The 19,913-nt window shown below is 65.3% G+C and carries 17 protein-coding genes; 6 read left to right on the plus strand and 11 right to left on the minus strand.

Going from position 1 to position 19,913, the window contains the following annotated elements; all coding sequences use genetic code 11:
- Positions 1-61 precede the first annotated feature (61 nt).
- The 6 genes from GAU_RS20140 to GAU_RS01030 all read right to left on the minus strand — a co-directional run bounded on the left by GAU_RS20140 (position 62) and on the right by GAU_RS01030 (position 7,774).
- Positions 62-595, minus strand: coding sequence for a MerR family transcriptional regulator (locus tag GAU_RS20140; protein ID WP_012681686.1), 534 nt, complete (start codon positions 593-595; stop codon positions 62-64).
- A gap of 55 nt (positions 596-650) precedes the next feature.
- The gene (locus GAU_RS01010; RefSeq protein WP_012681687.1) at positions 651-1,907 is read right to left on the minus strand and encodes a sigma-54-dependent transcriptional regulator; all 1,257 of its coding nucleotides are present in this window, start codon (positions 1,905-1,907) and stop codon (positions 651-653) included.
- 133 nt (positions 1,908-2,040) lie between these two features.
- Positions 2,041-3,000: a hypothetical protein gene (locus GAU_RS22575; RefSeq protein ID WP_012681688.1), complete on the minus strand. Its 960-nt coding sequence runs from the start codon at positions 2,998-3,000 to the stop codon at positions 2,041-2,043.
- A gap of 205 nt (positions 3,001-3,205) precedes the next feature.
- A complete protein-coding gene (locus GAU_RS01020) occupies positions 3,206-4,327 on the minus strand; it encodes an HD-GYP domain-containing protein (protein ID WP_052574169.1) in 1,122 nt (373 codons plus the stop codon).
- Positions 4,328-4,345: 18 nt separating this feature from the next.
- On the minus strand, positions 4,346-6,973 hold the full coding sequence (locus GAU_RS20150; RefSeq protein ID WP_052574170.1) for a GAF domain-containing sensor histidine kinase: 2,628 nt from the start codon (positions 6,971-6,973) through the stop codon (positions 4,346-4,348).
- A gap of 27 nt (positions 6,974-7,000) precedes the next feature.
- On the minus strand, positions 7,001-7,774 hold the full coding sequence (locus GAU_RS01030) for a zinc ribbon domain-containing protein (protein ID WP_156798847.1): 774 nt from the start codon (positions 7,772-7,774) through the stop codon (positions 7,001-7,003).
- Positions 7,775-7,801: 27 nt separating this feature from the next.
- Here GAU_RS01030 and glnA point away from each other — a divergent pair, with 27 nt between their 5' ends.
- From glnA to GAU_RS01045, 3 genes are all read left to right on the plus strand, one after another.
- Entirely contained in the window at positions 7,802-9,169 is a 1,368-nt protein-coding gene (gene glnA / locus GAU_RS01035) for a type I glutamate--ammonia ligase (protein ID WP_012681692.1), read from the plus strand.
- Between the two features lie 126 nt (positions 9,170-9,295).
- Positions 9,296-9,919: a superoxide dismutase gene (locus GAU_RS01040; RefSeq protein ID WP_012681693.1), complete on the plus strand. Its 624-nt coding sequence runs from the start codon at positions 9,296-9,298 to the stop codon at positions 9,917-9,919.
- Positions 9,912-10,580 carry a GNAT family N-acetyltransferase gene (locus GAU_RS01045; RefSeq protein WP_012681694.1) on the plus strand — a complete coding sequence of 223 codons (669 nt, stop codon included), beginning with the start codon at positions 9,912-9,914 and terminating at the stop codon, positions 10,578-10,580. Before GAU_RS01040 ends, GAU_RS01045 begins: the two co-directional genes overlap by 8 nt.
- On the opposite strand, the gene GAU_RS01050 is transcribed toward GAU_RS01045, so the two are convergent.
- A complete protein-coding gene (locus GAU_RS01050; RefSeq protein ID WP_156798849.1) occupies positions 10,516-11,337 on the minus strand; it encodes an Ig-like domain-containing protein in 822 nt (273 codons plus the stop codon). The two genes, GAU_RS01045 and GAU_RS01050, sit on opposite strands and share 65 nt — an antisense overlap.
- A 397-nt stretch (positions 11,338-11,734) precedes the next feature.
- Here GAU_RS01050 and GAU_RS01060 point away from each other — a divergent pair, with 397 nt between their 5' ends.
- A complete protein-coding gene (locus GAU_RS01060; RefSeq protein WP_169307552.1) occupies positions 11,735-13,984 on the plus strand; it encodes an Ig-like domain-containing protein in 2,250 nt (749 codons plus the stop codon).
- Between the two features lie 63 nt (positions 13,985-14,047).
- Here the strand turns inward: GAU_RS01060 and GAU_RS20155 are convergent, their stop codons facing one another.
- On the minus strand, positions 14,048-16,294 hold the full coding sequence (locus tag GAU_RS20155; protein WP_169307553.1) for an ATP-binding protein: 2,247 nt from the start codon (positions 16,292-16,294) through the stop codon (positions 14,048-14,050).
- A gap of 172 nt (positions 16,295-16,466) precedes the next feature.
- Between GAU_RS20155 and GAU_RS01070 the strand changes: the two genes are divergently transcribed.
- Positions 16,467-17,048, plus strand: coding sequence for a hypothetical protein (locus tag GAU_RS01070; protein WP_012681698.1), 582 nt, complete (start codon positions 16,467-16,469; stop codon positions 17,046-17,048).
- Positions 17,049-17,055: 7 nt separating this feature from the next.
- On the opposite strand, the gene GAU_RS01075 is transcribed toward GAU_RS01070, so the two are convergent.
- The 3 genes from GAU_RS01075 to GAU_RS01085 form a co-directional block, all read right to left on the minus strand.
- On the minus strand, positions 17,056-17,982 hold the full coding sequence (locus GAU_RS01075; RefSeq protein ID WP_041265130.1) for an SRPBCC family protein: 927 nt from the start codon (positions 17,980-17,982) through the stop codon (positions 17,056-17,058).
- Positions 17,979-18,317 carry an ArsR/SmtB family transcription factor gene (locus GAU_RS01080; RefSeq protein WP_012681700.1) on the minus strand — a complete coding sequence of 113 codons (339 nt, stop codon included), beginning with the start codon at positions 18,315-18,317 and terminating at the stop codon, positions 17,979-17,981. Before GAU_RS01080 ends, GAU_RS01075 begins: the two co-directional genes overlap by 4 nt.
- A gap of 91 nt (positions 18,318-18,408) precedes the next feature.
- The gene (locus tag GAU_RS01085; RefSeq protein WP_012681701.1) at positions 18,409-18,819 is read right to left on the minus strand and encodes a VOC family protein; all 411 of its coding nucleotides are present in this window, start codon (positions 18,817-18,819) and stop codon (positions 18,409-18,411) included.
- 327 nt (positions 18,820-19,146) lie between these two features.
- Here GAU_RS01085 and GAU_RS01090 point away from each other — a divergent pair, with 327 nt between their 5' ends.
- The gene (locus tag GAU_RS01090; RefSeq protein ID WP_012681702.1) at positions 19,147-19,884 is read left to right on the plus strand and encodes a DUF305 domain-containing protein; all 738 of its coding nucleotides are present in this window, start codon (positions 19,147-19,149) and stop codon (positions 19,882-19,884) included.
- Positions 19,885-19,913 lie beyond the last annotated feature (29 nt).

Below are 19,913 nucleotides of genomic sequence, written 5' to 3' on the forward strand. Positions count from 1 at the left end.
GACGAAACGACGACGGACGATCACGAGGATCGTCCGAGGATTGTCGAGCAGTGGACTGCGGCTACTGGCCGAGCGATCGGCGCAGCATGTCCCGCAAACTCACCAGCGTGTCGTCTTCGGCTGCCGGCGAATCCTCGCGCACATGCAGCTCCACGCCTTCAGCAACGATAACGCGTCGCCAACTCGCAACGGGATTGCCCGCGCGCGATGCGCTCGCATCCATCTGCAGCGACAAGGCGGGGGCCAATGACGCCGCGACCCGGCGTTCGAGCGCGTCGCCCGTGGTTTCGCGCATCTCGGCCTTGATAGCCTCGAGCGTCTGTCCCTCGCGCTGGCGAATCTTGATGGACAGCAACTGCAGCAGATGGCGATAGCCGTACGTCGCGGCCGTGCCGGCACCTTCCGGGCGGTCGAGCAGGCCGTTGGCCACATAGAACCGTACGGCGCGTGCACTGGGCATGGCCCGCGCGGACGCGTTCGTGGGCTTTACGCCCGCCGAGTCGACGAGAGCGGCCGCGTGCGCAGCGAGACCGCGCGCATTCCACGGAGCGTGGCGCGCGTGGGCGCGCAGAAGTTGGACAGGAGACTCGGCCATGGGACGCGCAATATACGTGGATCGAGTCCGTCGTGCCCGCCTGTCCGGTTCGCGGTCATGGGAGCCCGTATCGCTTGATCTTCTCGAGCAGGGTGGAGCGCGCGATGCCGAGACCCTGCGCGGCTCGCGTGCGGTTGCCGCGGTGGGCCGCGAGGGCGGCGCGAATGGCCTCCCGTTCCACGGCATCCAATGGTCGCGCGCCCGCCGAACCGGCCATGGCAGAAGCGCCAGCGGCACGCACCGCGGTGTCGGTGCCAGGAAGCGCCAGGTGCACGACATCGATGACGTCCTGACCGGCTACGACCTGCGCCCGCCACAGAGTGTCGCGCAATTCGCGCACGTTGCCGGGCCAGCGATGGGCTGTGAGGGCGTCCTGCGCTGCCGGGGAAAGGGCGGCGCCGGCGGAGAGAAACGTTTCGGCCAGCGGCAGAATCTCGTCGGGCCGGGCACGGAGCGGCGGCAGGGTGAGAGTCAGGGTCTGCAGCCGGTAGTAGAGGTCGGCGCGGAACCGTCGGTCGGCCACTGCATCGGACAGGGGCGTATGCGATGCCACGATGAGGCGAACCTCAGCCGCAACAGGCGTCCGTCCACCATGACGAGTGAAGCGCCGATGTTCGAGCAGTTCGAGTAACCGGTCTTGCATGGCCGAATCGAGGCGGTCGACCTGGTCCAGAAACACGGTGCCCTGTCCCGCCGCCTCGAGGAGGCCGGCGACAGAAATCGACGACGAATCTGGGATATGTGGTTCATTGCCGAACAATTCAGATGTCAGATTTTCCGAATGAAACAGACTGCAATCAATCTCGAGATATGGTGATTCGTTTTTAGACGAACGATTATGGATGAGACGAGCGATGTACCCTTTTCCGGTACCGATTTCGCCTTGTAGCAGTACCGGTGCCTCGGCACTGGCTGCCAGAGCGACGAGTTCGTCGAAGGTCGGCGCCAGGGTGGGGCGTGGCAGCGGGCTGGCGGGCCCTCCGTGTGTACGCAGCCAGCGCAACTCGCGACGGGCTCGCCCGGCATCGGCGGCGTCCTGGAGAGCCGTTTCGATTTCCGTCGCATCAAAAAAGTCCGGCAGCAGGCAGGTGCCGAACGATGTGGCGACCAGTTCAGGAAGGCGTTCGAGTTCGGCCGGCGACCCGGTGAGTACCAGCAACTGCGGCGCCTCGTCGCGGGCCAGCGTGTTCGCCTGTTCACGCGTCGCGGCCTGGCGCACCCGATGACCGTGATCGATCAACCTGGTCGCCAGCGCTTCTCGGGCGCTCGCATCGCTTTCCAGCACCAGCAGGGAGAGGGAACTCGTCGTCATGCGGAGGCCGGTGATGGGTCCAAAGTAGGTGTGCCACGCCTGGCCATGAAACACTGAGCACCCGAGCGCCGCCCGGTGGCAGGGCGGCTTCGGGTGCTCAGCAGGATGGAGCGAGTATCACATCCGCCGGGGCTCAGCGGCGCTTTGCGCCCTTCTTGGCCGGAGCCTTGGCCGGCTTCTTGGCGGGCTTGGCGGCCTTTTTCGGAGCTGCCTTTTTCACGGCCTTCTTGGGAGCAGCCTTGGACGGCGCTTTCACCGCCTTCTTCGCCGGTGCCTTCGCGCCCTTCTTGGCCGGTGCCTTGGCCGCCTTCTTGGGGGCCGCCTTCTTCACGGCCTTCTTTGGCGCGGGCTTGGCTGGCGCCTTCTTGGCCGGCGCCTTCGCAGGTGCCTTGGCGGCCTTCTTCGCCGGAGCCTTGGAAGCCTTCTTGGCTGGCGCCTTTGCCGGTGCCTTTGCTGGAGCCTTGGCAGGCGCCTTCGCCGGAGCCTTCGCCGGAGCCTTCGCCGCCTTCTTGGCTGGGGCCTTCGCGGCTGGGGCCTTGGCGGCCTTCGGAGCTGCCTTGGCCGGGGCGGCCGGGGTTTCAGCCTTTGGCGCCGGAGCCGCCTTCGGGGCCTTGGGTGCCTTTGGAGCCTTCGGCGCCTTCACCGGCGTGGGTTCGGCTTCTGGGGCGTCCTCCTCCTCGATCTCCACGACCGGGGCGGGCGTCTCGACTACCGGCGCCGGCTTGGGAGCCTTGGGCTTCGGAGCCGGCTTGGGCGCGCCAGGATTTTTCGGTGGCCGACCAGGGCCGCGACGCACAATGGGGGCGCCGAAGAGGTCGTCCTCGTCGTCCTCGTCGTCGGAAGCGCCGTCATCCTCGAATCCATCGGCGTCTTCATCGTCTTCATCGTCCTCGTCATCATCGGCGTCGTCCCACAGGGAATCGCCGCGATCGGAGGGGAGGCCGTATCCGTCCTCTTCATCGTCCTCATCGTACGATGAGCGACCATAGCCCCCAAGATCATCCATATCGTCGTCGATCAGCTGGAGCTTCTCCAACTCGTCGCCCTGCGACATGACCGCCTCCTCTCCACCGGAAAAGTTCTGATCGTGCATGGTGCGCGATAGTGCGCCGCATGCGATGCCAGGACTCCGCCTGGCATATGATTGCGCACGAGCTTTCGCATGCGCGCGACCATATGCTCCTAGTACATAGAGATTCGGCGGGAGTCAAGCCGTGGCGGTGCGCAACGTGCAATTCGGCATGCAATTGTCACCGATTCGCGGTGCGGCGTGCGGTCGGCTCGTGCGCGATGCCGTGTTACGGCCGGGGGTCGACACGCGGGATGGTTGGCACCTCACCACGTTCGACCACGGCGCACAGGGCTTCGCAGACACCGGGTTCGAGCATGCTGCCCACCTGGGTGGTCAGGTAGGCAAGGGTCTCCTGCGCCGACATGGGATCACGATAGGCGCGCTTGGACGTGAGGGCGTCGAAAGCGTCGGCCGCGGTGAGGATCCGACCACCGATGGTGATATCCAGCCCCGAGCGACCGTGGGGGTACCCGGCGCCATTCCAGCGCTCGTGGTGGTCGCGGATGAAGTACAGCACGTCGCCCAGGTGGTTCAGGGGGCTCAGGATTTCGAGACCAATGAGCACGTGGTCCTTCACATGCGAGAACTCGTCGTCGCTGAGGCGGCCGGGCTTGTTCAGCACCTCTTCCCGAATCCCGATCTTGCCCACGTCGTGCAGGCGTCCGGCCAGATGGATCTTGTCCACGGTGTCCGCCGGCAACCCCAATTCGGTCGCGATGGCGGCGCCCAGGTCGGCGACCCGCTGGGAATGTCCCCGGAGGTAGAGGTCCTTCGCCTCCATCGCGTTGATCAGCGTTTCGGCGATGCTCACCGTGAGCGCCCGCAGCGCCTCCTTTTCCTGTTCGAGCTGGAAGGTGCGCAGGGCCACCTCCTCGCGAATCAGGCGGTCGATGGCGTGCCGCTCCATCGTGCGCATCCGGCGCATCGAAGCCCGCTCGACGGCGGCCAGCAGATCGGGCAGCTCGACCGGCTTGGTGAGGTAGTCGAACGCGCCGTTGGACAGGGCGTCGGTGGCACTCTGGGCATCGTTGACGGCGGTCAACATGATGATCCCGAGATGGGGATCATGCGTGAGGGCCTGTGGCACCACTTCGAGTCCACTCACACCGGGCATGCGCAGGTCGCACAGCATCAGCGAGAAACGCTGCTGGGCGAGGATGGACAGGGCCACCGTGCCCGATTCGGCCATCTCCACCTCGTATCCGCGCGTGCGGAGGAAGCGGCTCAGGGCCAGCCGGATGGTCGATTCATCGTCGACGACGAGGATGCGTCGCAACGAGTCGTCCACCTGGGCCGCACCGGCGGCCTCGATGGCGCGAATGGGATCGATGGCAGGAGAGATGTCCATGACGACCAGATCAGGAATTCACGCAGAAAGCGCGGGCAATACGATAGTGACCGTTGTCCCGACGTCGGGCACGGACTCGACAGAAACGGTGCCACCATGCGCACGAACAATGCCGTAGCTGACACTCAGGCCGAGGCCCGTGCCCACACCATTGGGTTTCGTCGTGAAGAACGGTTCGAAGATGCGTCGCCGCACTTCCTCCGGCATCCCCTTGCCGGTGTCCGTGGCGGTGATGGACACCGTGTCGCCGTGCCCCTGTGTGGTCAATGTCAGCACGCGATGGGGACGATCCCGCATAGCGTACTCGGCATTCCCGATGATGTTGAGCAGCACCTGTTGCAGCTTCTGCGCATCACCGCTGACACGCGGCGCTGACGGATCGAGTGCGAGCTGCACGTCGACACCGCCATTGCGCAGCGGGTATGCTCGCAATCGTACGACCTGACCGAGTGCATCGTTGATATCGACGGGCCCGGCGGCGCGTTCGGTATTGCGTGCAAAGAGCAGCAGGTCGTGAATGACGCCCTTGGCGCGGTCGGTTTCTTTCTTGATCAGCGCAACGGACTCCCGCTGATCGTCGGTGAGGGTCTCCTCGAGCAGGAGCTGCGCAAAGGCCGAAATGCCGGTCAGCGGATTGTTGATTTCATGGGCCACGCCAGCCACCAGTTCACCGACCGCCACCATCTTCTCGGTGTGTCGCATCTGCTCTTCGAGCTGACGCTCCTGACTCACGTTGCGTACGCTGAGCACGCGGCCGAGCAGTCCACCGTCCTGGGAGGTGAGGGGGCTGATCGCCACCGCGGCGGGGAACTCGCTGCCGTCGCGGCGCCGATGGACGTCGTGCGAGGCGCGTGGGCGCTGCTCGATCACCGTCGGGTTGGGCGGCGTGGGGTGCGCGCCGGCGGCCGGCGGTGATTCGCTGGCGCCGTTGGTGTCACGCGCGATCGTCGGGTCGTCGTCGGGGGCGCCGCGTGCTCCCTCCGACACGACGAGTTCCTCGAAGCGCATGTCCATCAGCTCGTTCTGCGACCACCCGTACTCCCGCGCCGCTGCGGGATTGGCATACCGCACGCCGACCCGGTCGAGAATGAAGATGGGGTGATTGATGGTCGTGAGCGCGGTCGCGAGGAGCTGCTCGCGATCGCGGGCGAGTCGCTCTTCCTCATCCAGGAGCAGCGCGTCGATGGCGAGGGCCAGTGACGCCGACAAACGCTCGAGCGTGATGCGATGGTGCCGCGAGAGGGGGCCGGTTCGGTGGGCACTGGCAATCAGCACCCCCAGCGTCCGGTCGCGCGCGATGAGTGGCAGGACAAACGCCCACTCATCGGCGAGTCCGGCCTGCAGACTGACCGGTGCCAGCGGCGCGAGGTCGGTGCACTCGACGGCGTGGCCGTTGGGGGAGAGCTCGTGCAGCGCCAGCAGGCTGGCCGGCCGATGCCCACGCAGTCCGTCGAGCGTTCCGCTGGCGGCCACATATTCGATCATGCCATCGCGTGCACGGGCCACCCCGATGGCCTTGCCGATGGACGGCACAAACCGATCGAGGACGTGCAGCAACTCCGACGCGCCTTCATCGAGTTGACGCGCGTGCAGGGCCACACGGGCCACTTCCGCGGCACCTTCGGCACGCTGACGCTGCAGATCCTGCAGGGAAAACAAGCGCGCGGTTTCGACGGCGGTGCCGGCGTGGCGGGCAAGGATGGCGATCAGTTCGAAGTCATGGCTGTCGAACGCCTGGTGTCGTGGCGCGAGCAACCGGATGACGCCCGCCGTCCGATTGCCATCACGCACGGGCGCGCAGAGCTCGGTGGTGCCCACGGCCACCTCCACACCGTCCTGCAAGTGCGACGCAAGACGGGCCACGCCCGCGCGGGCGGTGGCTTCGACGAGGGCGACATCGGCGAGGGGCGCAAAGTCCGCGCTGGTCATGTGACCGTGTTCGAGGCAGACCACGCGCTCGAGGGAGTCGAGCCGCCGGATGAACACCTCGCAGCGCGCGGCCGGCACAACCAGTTGCACCGCTTCAGCGATACCACCCGGCAGCGAATCCTCGCGGGAGAGCTGGGTCAGGCGCTGCTGGGCCCGGGCGAGGGCGGTGAGTCGTTCGGCGCGCCGCTCGAGCTCATCCCGCACATCGGCGTTGCGCAGGGCCAGCGCACACTGCGTGGCAATACCTGAGAGGATCGATTGGGTCGGCGCATCGAAGGTGCGCCGATCGAGGTAGCGCAGGGTCAGCATGCCCTGCACACGGCCCTCGATGATGAGCGGCAGCAGGGCCGCCGAATGGACATTGTTTTCGAGCAAATGACGGGCGAGCGGGCGGCCTTCGCGCGCAAACGCTTCCACGTCCTCGATGAAGCGCGGGGTGAGCTCCCGCACCGCATCGCCCAGAAAACTGTCCCAGAAGTTGCTGCCGATCCGGGAGGGCGAGGTGAGGACCACGCCCCATTGATGCTCGAGATGCCCGCGTTGTGCACCCACGTCGACGCCGTACAGGGCAAAGCCGTCGGCTTGCAGGTCCGTGACCACAATGCGTTCCAGCGCCGCGTGCAGCGATGCACGCGAGGTGGCCCCCGCAAACGCCTCCGCGACCCGGGCGAGCAACACGCCCAGATGCGCGGCGGGTGGGACGTCTTCAGGGCGCATCACCGCGTGAAGCCCCAGCGGGAGGAACTACTTACGACGCGCCTCTTCGACGGCGCGATCGATCTCCGCACGGTGCAGTTGATAGTCCGGCCGCTCGATGGCGAGCTGGGCCTGCAGGGCGTCGAGCAAGCGCTTGTCGAATCCGGCCGCTGACTTGGTGTCATTGTCCATGCGCGCACCGCGCGCCGCGAGCAGAAGACCGAGGAGATCGTCCGGGCTCGCCTTCAGGATGGTGTCGGCTTGTGCGCGGGCCACGGCGGCGTTGCCGGTGACTTCCGCGATACGGCCGTGATGATAACGCTCGTCGGGGGTGGGCGATTCGAGCATCTCGTGCGACGCCATGGCCATCGGCGCGAAGAACGCGACCGAGTCGACCTTACCGTCCTGCACGTACGTCATCATACGCTGATACAGACGATTGGCGCGCTCGCTGGGTGACAGGTCGCCGATGCTGGGGGCCGGGCCACCGGCACCCGCCTGGCCCATGGCCTGCCCATCGATGGCCTGCGTGGGGAGCGAGTTGGACGAACCGTCGATTCCCGACCCCTTGGCCGCACCGAAGTTCCGGCCAGCGAACATGGCCACCAGTGCGAGCAGGGCCACGAAGGCCACACCCCACGGCAACACGGACGCGGCCGAGCCGGACGCCGGCGCGGGGGCGGAGTGACCCGCTCGCGTGGGGCCCGCGCCTTCGCCAGCAGGGGTGCCACAGCGGTGGCAGAAACGTGCGCCGGCCGAAAGTGCCGCGCCGCAGGCGGCACAGAAGCCGCCGGAGTGAGCCGAAGTCTTGGAGGCAGTCATGCGGCCTCTAAGGTACTACAATACGTCATGGCCACGCCAAGTCGCTCACTGCTTCCTGCCAATCTGGATGGCGCCACCGCCACCGATATTCTCGAGCTCGCAGAAGCGCACCAGGTGCGTTTTCTCCGGCTCCAGTTCACGGACATCCTCGGCGTCATCAAGAACGTCGAGATCCCGAGCTCGCAATTCAGAAAGGCGATGAAGGGCGACATCATGTTCGATGGCTCCAGCATCGCCGGTTTTGTGCGAGTGGAAGAGTCGGACATGCTGCTGGCCCCGGACCTGAGCACCTTCCAGATCTTTCCGTGGGGCGACCCGGCGTCGCGGGTGGGGCGTCTGATCTGCGACATCACCATGCCCGATGGCTCGCCGTTTGTGGGTGACCCGCGCGGTGCGCTCAAGCGGCAGTTGGCGGCGGCGGCCGAACATGGCTTCGTGATGAATGCCGGCATGGAAGCGGAATTTTTCCTCTTCAAGTCGGCCGATGACGGCCGCCCGGGCACCACCACGCATGATGTGGGCGGGTACTTCGATCTGGCGCCGATGGATTTGGGCGAAGATGCACGCCGAGCGATCGTCGATGCCCTGGAGCTGATGGGGTTCGAGGTGGAAGCCGCCCATCATGAGGTGGCGCATGGTCAGCATGAAATCGATTTCCGCTATGCCGACGCCCTGCGCACGGCCGACAACATCGCGACGTTCCGCTTTGTCGTGAAGCAGGTGGCCCGTCAGTTCGGGCTGTTTGCCTCGTTCATGCCGAAGCCGGTGTTCGGGCAGAACGGCAGCGGTATGCATGCACACCAGAGTCTGTTCAAAGGTGGGCAGAACGCCTTCTGGGATCCGTCGCGCGAATGGTCGCTGAGCCTCACGGCGCTGCACTACATCGGTGGCCTGCTGCGGCACGCGCGCGCCATGTGTGCGGTGACCAACCCCATCGTGAACAGTTACAAGCGGTTGGTTCCCGGGTTCGAAGCGCCGGTGAACGTGGCGTGGAGCATGCGCAATCGTTCGCCGATGATCCGTGTACCGGAGCGTCGCGGGTCGGGCACCCGCATCGAACTGCGCACCCCCGATCCGAGTGCCAACCCCTATCTCGCCCTCACCGTGATGCTGGCGGCAGGGCTGGACGGGCTGCGCACCGAGGCGGATTGGCGCGAGCCGGTGAACACCAACATCTGGGAGATGTCGCACCGCGAGCGTCGGCGACTACGGGTGGACGACCTGCCCCAGTCCCTGCACGAGGCGTGCGACGAGCTCGAAAAGGACGAAGTGATCTGCGGTGCGCTGGGCGACCATATCACGCAACAGTTCCTTGCTGCCAAGCGCGCCGAGTGGACCGAGTACAATCAGCAGGTCACCGCGTGGGAACAGGCGCGGTATCTGGCGCGGTACTAGGCGCAGCATTGGGCGCTGGCGTTTGCGGGCTGTGACTCCCAGGTACATTCCCTCCCCATGATCGATCGATTGCAGTCGGGACCGTTTGCGGACGGCACGCACAACGTACGAGTGGCACCGGATGCGGTGCTGTCACAGAAGTATCCCTTCGTGCTGCCGCCACTGGGTTATGCCAACAACGCGGTGGAACCGGCGGTGGATGCGCAGACCATGGGCATTCATCATGATCGGCATCACGCGGCGTATGTCACCAACCTCAACGCCGCCGTGCAACCGCAGACCGCGTTGCATGGTCTGACGCTGGGTGAGCTGCTGATGGGATTGCGGCGCTGGCCGCCTGCTGTGCAGACGGCCATTCGCAACAACGGCGGCGGTCACGCCAATCACGCGCTGTTCTGGAAACTGCTCTCGCCCGGTGGTGCCGTGGCGCAGGTACCGTCGGGGCGATTGGCCGAGATGGTGGCACGCGACTTCGAGACGGTGGACGCGTGCAAGGCGGCCTTGAAGGCGGCTGCCGTGTCGCAGTTCGGCAGTGGTTGGGCGTGGCTGGTGAAGACCGCCACGAGTCGCCTGGCCGTGCGCGCGCTGCCCAATCAGGACTCACCGCTGCTCGAAGGTGAGCTGCCCATCGTCGGCATCGATGTGTGGGAGCACGCCTACTATCTCAAGTATCAGAATCGCCGGGCCGACTACGTGGACGCGATTCTGGCGCGCATCAACTGGGACGTGGCGGGAGACCAGGTTGTCTGACGCGGTTGGCCGGCCGCCTTTTCATCCGGTTGCTGCGACACTCCATGGACGACATGTCCGTCTGGAGCCATTGGGTGCCCAGCATGCCGAAGGATTGCTGCATGCCGGCACCTATCCACAGCTCTGGGCGGTGACGGTACAACCGCCACTGGATTCGCCGGAGGCCGTGCAGCGCTATCTGGCCGATGCGATCCGACAGCATGACAGCGGTCAGGAAATACCTTTTGCCATCCTTGAACAGGCGTCCGGTCTGTTGATCGGCAGCACCCGCTGGATGGACATCGCGCGGGCGCATCACCGCGTGGAGATCGGCAGCACCTGGCTGACGCCGCGGGTGCAGGGCACGCTCATGAACACGGAAGCCAAGTACCTGCAACTCGTGCATCTGTTCGAGGTGCTGGGGGCCGTGCGGGTGCAGTTCAAGACGGATCTGCGGAATACCCAATCGCAGCGCGCCCTCGAGAAACTGGGAGCCATTCGTGAGGGCGTGCTGCGTCGTCATATGGTCGTGCGGGACGGCTATGTTCGTGATTCTGTGTACTACGGCATCACCGATCTGGATTGGCCGGGCGTGAAGCGTCGGCTCGAAGAGCGGCTCATGGCTGAGCAGGCGTCATCGGCCGCGTCAGTCCCAACTGGAGCGTCGTCGCTGTTCCGCTGAGGCGGAAGTTCACCTGCGGTCCGCGCGGCACGGGTGCAAAGGTGTGCTGGAGATTGCCGACCTGCGTCGACGCGAGCACGGCGGTGGCGTCCAGGAAATTCCAGGTGGCCGCTCCACGATCGTATGCAACCGTGCGACCCACTTCGCGGTGCTCGATGCGTCCGTTGACCAGTTCACGTTCGATACCCACCAACTGCAGCACCACCTCATAGCGATCCTCGAGGTGCACAATGCCTGATTCGAGGCGCGTGAGCAGGTCCACAACACGTCCGTCACCGAGTGCGATGCGCTCCACGTCCACAATGGCTGGCAGTGCGCGTCCGTCCACCGTCGTGACGGTATAGCTCGTTCCGCCCACCACACTGTTCACCGAGACGCGCATCGTCGCCGCGAGTGCGCCCAGGCGCGCCGTGATCACGGTGCTGCCCGGCGCAATAGCGGTGAGGTGTCCGGCGGGCGATACCCGCAGGATGGCCGCATCGGCCGAACTCCAATCGAGCGGTCGATCTGCGAGCAGGGCGCCATTGGCGTCGCGCAGTGTGGCGACCATGCGTCGTGTGCTGCCCAGCGACATATCCATTGTCGCGCTCGGCAACGTGATGGACGCGACCGGCGTGGGTTGGGGAACGGGCGCCGGCTGTTCCGGTGCGATCGAGGTGTCGCTGTTGCAGGCGCCGAGGAACAGGGCGCAGGCGCACATGGCGATGCGTGCGCGATGGGACGGACGTGCCGTGATGCGGGACGAGTGCGAAGGCATGAGGGATCTCCGTATGTAAAGTGCGCGATCGGTGCTGACGCGCTGTGTGAGCGCCTGGCAGGATGTGATCGCGTGAGCGCACTACCTCACACCGATGGGCACTGTCACATGCATCCGTCGCACAACGGTGGCCTCGTCGCTCTCCGCAGAAAAGAAAATCTCGTGCGACATGACGTGTGACACGCTGCCGTCATGCCGGGTACGGCGGTCCGCATTCATCAGTGATGACATCGGATCGTGTGCCGCCCGATGAAACTCGTCATGAAGAGTTTCCGTCAGGTGTCGGCGACGCAGGTCGTCATCAATCGATGTTCCCCTCAGATTTTACGGAGTGATTTTTATGCGTGCTTCGGCCAGTTTCCGGCCCGCGCTACAGTGCTTGGCTTTCTCTGTAGCAATGATTGCTACAGCAGCCTGTGGTAGTGATGACAAATCTCCCACCGGCAATCCGCCCGTCACTGTCGCCAGTGTGGCCATTACGCCAACCACTGCCTCCGTCGTGGTCGGCGCGACGACCACGCTCACGGCCGTGGCCCGTGATGCCCAGAACAACACCTTGGCTGGCCGTACCATCACCTACACGTCGTCGGCGGCGACCATTGCCACGGTGAGCGCCACTGGTGTGGTGACGGGCGTGGCCGCTGGCAGCGCAGAAATCGCGGCCACAAGTGAAGGAAAGACGGCGACGGCGCAGATCACGGTGACGCCCGTGCCGGTGGCCAGCATCAGCATCACGCCGACATCGGATACACTGGTGGCCGGAGACACGGCATCACTGCGAGCCACCGTGCGGGATGCACAGAACAACGTGCTCACGGGGCGCGTGGTGAATTTCACATCGTCGGCCACGAACATTGCCACGGTGAGCGCCACTGGTCTGGTGACGGCCGTGGCGGCGGGCACGGCGCGCATCACGGCGGCCAGCGAAGGACGCACGGTGGAAGCGACGATCCTCGTGACGGCGCGCGTCGTGCCGGTGGCGATGGTGACGGTGGCGCCAGTGATCGATACGATCCTGGTCGGCGACTCCGTCGTATTCACGGCCACCGCTCGTGATTCGCAGAACAACGTGCTGACCGGGCGCACCTTCACGTGGGCGTCCTCGACCGGCACGATTGCCACCATCAGCAACAGTGGTCTGGTGCGTGGTATCGCGGCAGGCACCGCCACCATCACCGCCACCAGCGAAGGCAAGACGGGTACCGCCACGGTGCTGGTACAGCCGCGCGTGGCGCCAGTGGCCATCACCATCGATGTGGCGCTCGATACGATCGAAGCGTATGAGCAGCGCGCGCTCGTAGCGACGGTGCGTGATGCGCAGAACCGTCCGATCCTGGGATTGCCGGTGACCTGGACGAGCTCCAACACGGCCGTTGCGACCGTCGACAGCACGGGGCGTCTGACGGGTGTCGATCGTGGTACGGTGACCATCACGGCGCGTCACGCGGCGTTGACGGCCACGGTGAGCCGTGTGGTGGTGATCAAGTATCGCTCGCTGGCCATGGGAACGGCGCATGCCTGCGATCTGGCCAGCGGTGGTATCGCGTGGTGCTGGGGCATGAATGGCAATGACGCCCGCTTGGGCGATACGCAGACGGGTGATGAAGCCCATCGCACGTCACCGGTGCGTGTGCCGGGCAACCATCGTTATACGCAGCTCGTGGCGTTCGCGCGCTTCACCTGCGGTCTGCGGACGGACGGTGTGGCGTTGTGCTGGGGCAACAACGGGTGGGGCACACTTGGTGGTGGCACCACGGCGGCGTTCTCGGCCAACCCCGTGGAGATCGGTGGTGGTATCAAGTTCACGCAGCTCACCGCAGGCATCGAGCATGCGTGCGGCGCGGCGAATACGTCGTCGAGCCCGATCGTATGCTGGGGTCACAACGATTGGGGGCAGTTCGGCATCGGTAACACGTCGAGCCCGAATGGCCCGGTGCCCGCAGGCACGGCCGGCGGCAACCCGCCGTTCCTGAATGTCTACGCCGGTGGTTCTTTCACCTGCGCCATTGCGATGACCAACGCCGCCTATTGCTGGGGCGCGAATGGACTGGGCCAGAATGGCGACGGCGGCGCGCTGACGTATGGCAACACCTATCGCACGTCACCGATCGCGGTGACAGGTGGCCACAGCTTCCGTTCATTGTCGCTGGGCAATCAGTACGCATGTGGTGTCACGACGAGCAACGAAGGCTTCTGCTGGGGCAGCAACAACGGCAAGCTGGGTGATGGTGGGTTCACCGATACGTCCACGCCGCGTGCGGTCGCTGGTGGACACCGCTTCACGGAGATCTCGGCCGGCTACAATCACTCCTGCGGTCTGACCACGCTCGAGCAGATCTACTGCTGGGGTGGCAACGGCAACGGACAGCTCGGCAATGCCGCTGCGAACGCGTCTTCGCCGGTGCTCGCCATCAACGGCGTGAAGGCAGCCGAGGTGGAGGTGTCGGGTATCGGCACGGGTTCATCGAGCTTCACCTGTGCCGTGTCGAAGGATCGCCTCACCACCTGGTGCTGGGGGCGCAACGACATGGGGCAGCTTGGCAACGGGCAGCGCCATACTGCGGTCACGGTGAATAACAGCGCCACAATTGTGGTGGGCCAGCGTCCGCTGGAGGTGGCGACCCAGCGCGCCAACCGCGCGCAGTAAGTCGTGCGCCAGGTGTCGGAGCCGCCGATCCGAACCTCGATGCGCGCGGCTCCGACCTGATGATCAGGAAACGGGTGTGCCGCTCGGAGGTGTGGTGCGGCGCGCGCTGTACACGGCGCTGAGGAGTTCCTGCGCCGAAAATGGCTTGTCCATGACGACGGTGGCCGCCGAGGCAAGCAATGCGGTCGGCCATCCGTCGCGTGTGAATCCCGAGATCAGCACGATGGGCAACGCGGGATTCATGGCACGGAACGCGAGCGCCACGGCATCACCACGCACATGTGGCATGTCGTAGTCGGTGATGAGCACATCGATCGGGCGTGAGGGGGATGCGCTGGCTGTGATCGCTTCCTGACCGTTCTCTACGGCGGTGACATGAAAACCTGCCCGCGTGAGGATCCGCTCGAGCAGATTGCGCACTTCAGGCTGATCTTCCGCGACCAGCACATGGGCCTGAACCTCCGAGAGAGCAACGGCCGGCACCGGCACGGACGGATCATCGGATGCGCCACTGGCTTCGGGGAGCCAGATGGTGATGGTCGTGCCGTCTCCTGGTGCGGTGCGCACGTGCACATGCCCCCCGTGGTATTGCACGGTGCCGTACACCATGGCCAGTCCGAGTCCTGTGCCTTGTCCGACGCCCTTGGTGGTGAAGAAGGGCTCGAAAATCCGGCGTCGTACGTCCGGGGTCATGCCATGCCCGGTATCGCTCACCGTCAGCCGCACCCATGCGCCAGCGGGCGGATGATCGGGCGATTCCTGGCTCGTGGTTTCCACATCGTCGAGCTCGATGACGAGACGTCCACCCTTGGGCATCGCATCGCGCGAGTTCACGGCCAGATTCATGATCGCCTGTTCGATACGCCCGGCATCGACACGCACCAACTTGTGGCTGGCGGTGTGCACGTCGAGCGTGACGGAGGCCGGCATCACGCGGACCAGCAGCGCCGCGGCGCCCTGCACGATCGCATCGAGCCGCTGCGGGGCATTGCTCAGCGGCGCGCGGCGTGAGAAATCGAGCAATTGCCGCGTGAGCGACCCCGATCGGCTGGCCGACGACTTGATGGTGGCCAGTTCGGCGCGGGCGGGGTGATCGATCGGCAATTCGTCGAGCGCGAGATCGGCGCTGCCCACGATGGCCGTGAGCAGGTTGTTGAAATCGTGCGCCACGCCGCCAGCCAGGCGACCCAGCGATTCCATGCGCTCGGCGTGCCGCATGCGATCCTGCCGTACTTCGAGTTGCGACGCCATCGTGTCGAAGGAGTCGGCGAGCTGGCTGATCTCGCCCGTGGTGCTCGCCACACCGGTGCGGGCCGACAGGTCGCCGGCCCCGAGTCGCCGCGTGGCCGCGAGAATGGCGTTCACGTCACGCAGCACAAGCCTCTCGGCGCCGAACCACGCAATCACCAGTGCCACCGCGCCGGCCACAAAGAGGAACGCCAGCCGCACCCGGGCTCGCTCGGTGGGTGCAGCAAAGGCGACATCGGGCGACATGACCATGGCGAGTCGTACGAAGCTGCCTTCGGCACTCGCGAGCTGGTGGTAGGCCACCAGGCGCATAATGCCCTTGCGATTGTTGCGGATGGTGACGCCACTTCTGGGATCCATCGTGCGCCGGTCCTGCTCTATCATGGCACTGAGGCCCGGCACACGGGTGCCCACCAGATCCGGCAGCGCCGGAAGGGTGGCGTAGACGAAACCGGTGGAATCGACGATGGACAGTTGTGACCCCGGCGGCAATTCCGCGTCGCTGGCCAAGCGGCCCAGCCACCCGATACGAATGCCGATCGACAGCACGCCAACGAACCGACCTGTCGAATCACGCAGGGCGATGGACAGCGGCATTACCACTTCGCGATCGATGCTGGCGGGGAGATGCATGCCCAGTACGGCCGAGTCGACAGCGAGAATGCGCTGGGCGATGGGGCCATCCCCTACCAGGTCGGTGCCGCCGGGTGGCAGGGGGCCACCACAATCGACCTCCCCCCGCGTGTTGACGCGGGTGGGCAACACGGCCGACGGTGCAAACCGGGAGAGTCGGGCGAGTGTCGCTTCACATTCTGCACGTGTGCCGCTGATGATCTCCGGTACCTGCGCCCAGGTGCCGATGATACGACGCCCGGATCCAAGCTGGAGGTCATTCTCGTGCGCCGCTCCGCTCAACATCTGGGTCAGGTGCGTGCGCACGGCGTCGAACGCCTCTTCCCGGTCGCGACTGATCGTCCAGAGGGTCAGCCCCACTGCGGGCAGATACGCAGCCGCGACCAACAGTAGCAGACGTGTCCGAAGACTCGAGAGCGACAGTGCCAAGGCCTGGCGGGAGAGCGGTGAGGGGGAAGTCAACGCAAGGGGCGAGTCGACGCGAACCGGTTCCTTCGGTGGCAACGGCGTGCGATCATGAAGCAACGAGTAGCCTGCCGTGATGACTTCCAAACGGTGGCTCCACAATAACTGCAATCGGCCTCTTCGGAAGAGTTCGCCCATGACCTCCTGGCTACAACGCTGGTTCGGCGACCCCGAACCGCTTCGGCTGCACGGCATTCCGGTGGACCTCCGGAACTCCCGTCCTGACATCGCCGATGCCGATGTGCTCGCGCGGCTCGACGAGGCGCTCGGGCTGATCGCCCAGTATCAGCCACTGCGATTCCGTCATCTCGTGCGCGACGTCCGGGGGATTCGCGTGGAGCGTTTTCCGACCCGCGGTGCATTTCTTCCGGCTGAGGAAGTGGTACTGACGGAGCTGACGTTCCTGGCACGTCGCGACATTTCGGCGGCGCCCGTTGCTTCGAGCATCCTGCACGAAGGCGTCCATGCGCGGGTGCACGCCTTCCGGAGTCATGTGCTGGGTGGCCGCAACGATGCCGAATCGATGGCGCGCGAGGAACGCCTGTGTCGGCGAGCGGAACTCACTTTTGGTCAGAGTTTGCCGCCAGCCCTGGGCGCGCCGGTGATCGAGCGCGCGGCCGCGTCCCTCGCCCTTGCTGATGAGGAGGTCGCGCCCACCATTGATTGGCAGGAAGCGCGTGCCCGTCAGGACGACGTGGACCGCGGCCGCAACGGCTGATTGGCGCTCACGCCTCGGTGAGTTTCTCCGACAGCGCCTGCACCTGCGACAGGAACCACACCCAGCCAAACGGATAGTCGCTGATGTCGGCGGTGCGCTGGAAGCCTGTGTGCACAAACGTGAGGCGCGTGGCGGCGTCGCCTTCGTCCGCCAGCAGGAAGGTGATGGTTTGTCCCTGCACCGACGTATCGCCGCGCCAATCGGGCCAGTCGAGGGTGAGCCGTTCGTTCTCGACGTATTCGATGATACGCGTGGGTCCGCCGCTGACGGCACGCCCATCAATCTCATAGCTCCAGCCGAACACGTACTGGCCACCCGGTCGCGCATCGATGACCGCGTTCTTCGAACCACACCACTGATTGACCAGTTCCGGCTCGATGAGCGTGCGGAACACCGTGGCGCGCGGCGCGTTGATGACAAGTTCCTTGCGCACTTCCGGAGAGGGATCGGTGAAGTCGGGCAACACAATGCCTCCCATCTCTCCACTCAGCTCCGCCATGAGGTTGCCCACGACGAAGCGCCAGTGATCGTCGAGTAACTCGCGTTGCCGGGGCACACCGAGCGCGCCCTGCACCACATGTCGCAGTAGCAGTGTCGTCGCGCCGTCCTTTTTGCCCGGCCCCAGCGTGAGATGGACCTCGGTGGGCACACCATGCAGTGACCAGGTGAAGGCGAGCACACGATCCGGCTCCCACGCGATGAGGCGCTGCGTGGCATCGGCCGCCGTGGGTGTCTCCAGCGAATGGCGTCCCCAGAACCGGAAGGGCGCTCCAGCGGCGCTGCCGATATCCACTTGTTCGGCGAACCAGCGGCGCAGGGCGTCAGGTGCCGTCAGGGCATGAAAAACGGCACCGGGCATGGCCTCGAGTTGCCAGGAATACTCGTGATGCCATTCGGCATCGGCAGGTGTGACGACAACAGGCGCAACGGTCATGGCGTCTCCGAACGCGCGGCGGCTTCCGCCACACGCTTGAGGTCGTGGAGGCGAGCCGTCCAGAAGACGCGATAGTGGGTGATCCACTGATCGACTTCCCGGAGCGGGGCGGGGTCCAGCGAATAGCGGCGGGACTGGGCTTCGCGGCGTTCGCGCACGAGACCGGCCTCCCGCAGCACCCGGAGGTGCCGCGAGATAGCCGGGCGGCTCACCGGGAAGAGGTCGGCGATTTCGCCGGCCGATCGTTCGGTGTGTCGAATGGCGTCGAGGATGGCGCGACGGGTCGGGTCCGCGATGGCGTGATAGACCGCGGCGTCGGGAGCGTACGTAACCATATGGTTACATAGTGCACTTCCGACCTCAAAAGCAACCCTGTGCCGGCGCTGCTGACGGATGCGATTGCGCTGGCTGGGCAGTAGGCGCCAGTCAGGCCTTGGGGCAGTCGAGCATCCAGGACACGCCGAACTGGTCCACCACGACGCCGAACAGGGTGCCCCACGGTGAGTCGAACAGGGGCTGGACGATCATGCCGCCAATAGCGAGGCGGTCGAAGCCACGCCGGATCTGGTTGGGGTCGTCGAAGCCTATGGCCACGCTGACAGTGCCTCCTGCCGGCGGCGATTCCATGGGGCCGTCGCTCAGCATGATGCGCGCCGCGCCGAGCTGGAGTTCTGCATGCATGACACGCTCACGCATGGCGGTGGGGCAACTGTCATCCATGTCGCCAAATCGGGTGAGTGCGCTCACTTCGGCGCCGAGGGCCTCGTGGTAGAAGGCCAGGGCGTCGTCGGCGCGGCCGCCAAGGATGAGGTAGGGGATGATGGACTGAATGGCCATGGGCGAACTCCGGCAGATCGTGGGATGGTAGGTGGGCGTGCCGGTGGACACGCGTTTCGTCGATGCTTTGACTCCGCAATGCGGCGGAATTCATCGTCGGTGCCGGGAGGCGTGCGAGGCGCCTGGCGACGGCATACCGCCGGTCATGCCCGGAGCCTCCGTGTCCGACGGACTACCATCACAAAAACACATTTTGTCACTGTTTGGAATCGCCAGCTCGTCCCCGTGAAATGAACACAGGCGCATCGATTGCCCCGCCACACACGTAAGCATTAGCGTAGACGATTCCCACGGTCTCCGCTGCGGCGGATGTCCCAACCAGCGAACATGACAATTCCTGCCAATCGTTTCGTCCGCCCTGCGGCGATCATCGCGGCCGCCCTCGTGTTGGGCGCCTGCGCCAGCGGCCGTCAGCCCGGGGTCTCGAGCGATCCGCGATTCCAGATGGGTGATGCGGGCGCCATTGCGCGTGCGCGGGCAGACAGCCTGCGCTATCCGTACACCAAGGCGGACATCGACTTCATGAGCGGCATGATTCATCATCATGCTCAGGCCATCACGATTTCCCGTTGGGCGCCCACACATGGTGCCAGCGCATCGGTGCAACGTCTCACGGCACGCATCATCAATGCGCAGACCGACGAGATCAACATCATGCAGACGTGGCTCAAGGATCGTCTGCAGCCCATCCCAGTGGTCGATTCACTGGGTCAGGTGACCATGCAGGGCGCCATGGCCGGCATGTCGCATGATGCCCACGCGGGACACGGCGGTGCCACCAACGCGCACGGTCAGATGGAAATGCCGGGCATGCTGACGGCCGCGCAACTGGCCGAGCTTGATGGCGCGCGTGGCGCTGACTTCGATCGCCTGTTTCTGACCTACATGATCCAGCACCATCGCGGCGCCGTCACGATGGTGAAGGTGCTGTTCAATGCGCCGGGTGCCGGTCAGGACGAGACGATCTTCAAGTTCGCGAACGATGTCGAAGTCGATCAAGGCACCGAGATCAAGCGCATGATGTCGATGATGCTCGATATGGGTTTTGTGCCGCCCTCGGAGTAACTGCATTCCCGGTTCAGCAGGTTTGTCGT

The organism is Gemmatimonas aurantiaca T-27, from assembly GCF_000010305.1.
GTDB classification, from domain to species: domain Bacteria; phylum Gemmatimonadota; class Gemmatimonadetes; order Gemmatimonadales; family Gemmatimonadaceae; genus Gemmatimonas; species Gemmatimonas aurantiaca.

Coding starts and splice junctions, on each gene's coding strand:
- GAU_RS20140 (WP_012681686.1), bottom strand. CDS start 595: ATGGCCGAGTCTCCTGTCCAACTTCTGCGCGCCCACGCGCGCCACGCT.
- GAU_RS01010 (WP_012681687.1), bottom strand. CDS start 1,907: ATGACGACGAGTTCCCTCTCCCTGCTGGTGCTGGAAAGCGATGCGAGC.
- GAU_RS22575 (WP_012681688.1), bottom strand. CDS start 3,000: ATGCACGATCAGAACTTTTCCGGTGGAGAGGAGGCGGTCATGTCGCAG.
- GAU_RS01020 (WP_052574169.1), bottom strand. CDS start 4,327: ATGGACATCTCTCCTGCCATCGATCCCATTCGCGCCATCGAGGCCGCC.
- GAU_RS20150 (WP_052574170.1), bottom strand. CDS start 6,973: ATGCGCCCTGAAGACGTCCCACCCGCCGCGCATCTGGGCGTGTTGCTC.
- GAU_RS01030 (WP_156798847.1), bottom strand. CDS start 7,774: ATGACTGCCTCCAAGACTTCGGCTCACTCCGGCGGCTTCTGTGCCGCC.
- glnA (WP_012681692.1), top strand. CDS start 7,802: ATGGCCACGCCAAGTCGCTCACTGCTTCCTGCCAATCTGGATGGCGCC.
- GAU_RS01050 (WP_156798849.1), bottom strand. CDS start 11,337: ATGCCTTCGCACTCGTCCCGCATCACGGCACGTCCGTCCCATCGCGCA.
- GAU_RS01060 (WP_169307552.1), top strand. CDS start 11,735: ATGATTGCTACAGCAGCCTGTGGTAGTGATGACAAATCTCCCACCGGC.
- GAU_RS01070 (WP_012681698.1), top strand. CDS start 16,467: ATGACCTCCTGGCTACAACGCTGGTTCGGCGACCCCGAACCGCTTCGG.
- GAU_RS01075 (WP_041265130.1), bottom strand. CDS start 17,982: ATGACCGTTGCGCCTGTTGTCGTCACACCTGCCGATGCCGAATGGCAT.
- GAU_RS01080 (WP_012681700.1), bottom strand. CDS start 18,317: ATGGTTACGTACGCTCCCGACGCCGCGGTCTATCACGCCATCGCGGAC.
- GAU_RS01085 (WP_012681701.1), bottom strand. CDS start 18,819: ATGGCCATTCAGTCCATCATCCCCTACCTCATCCTTGGCGGCCGCGCC.
- GAU_RS01090 (WP_012681702.1), top strand. CDS start 19,147: ATGACAATTCCTGCCAATCGTTTCGTCCGCCCTGCGGCGATCATCGCG.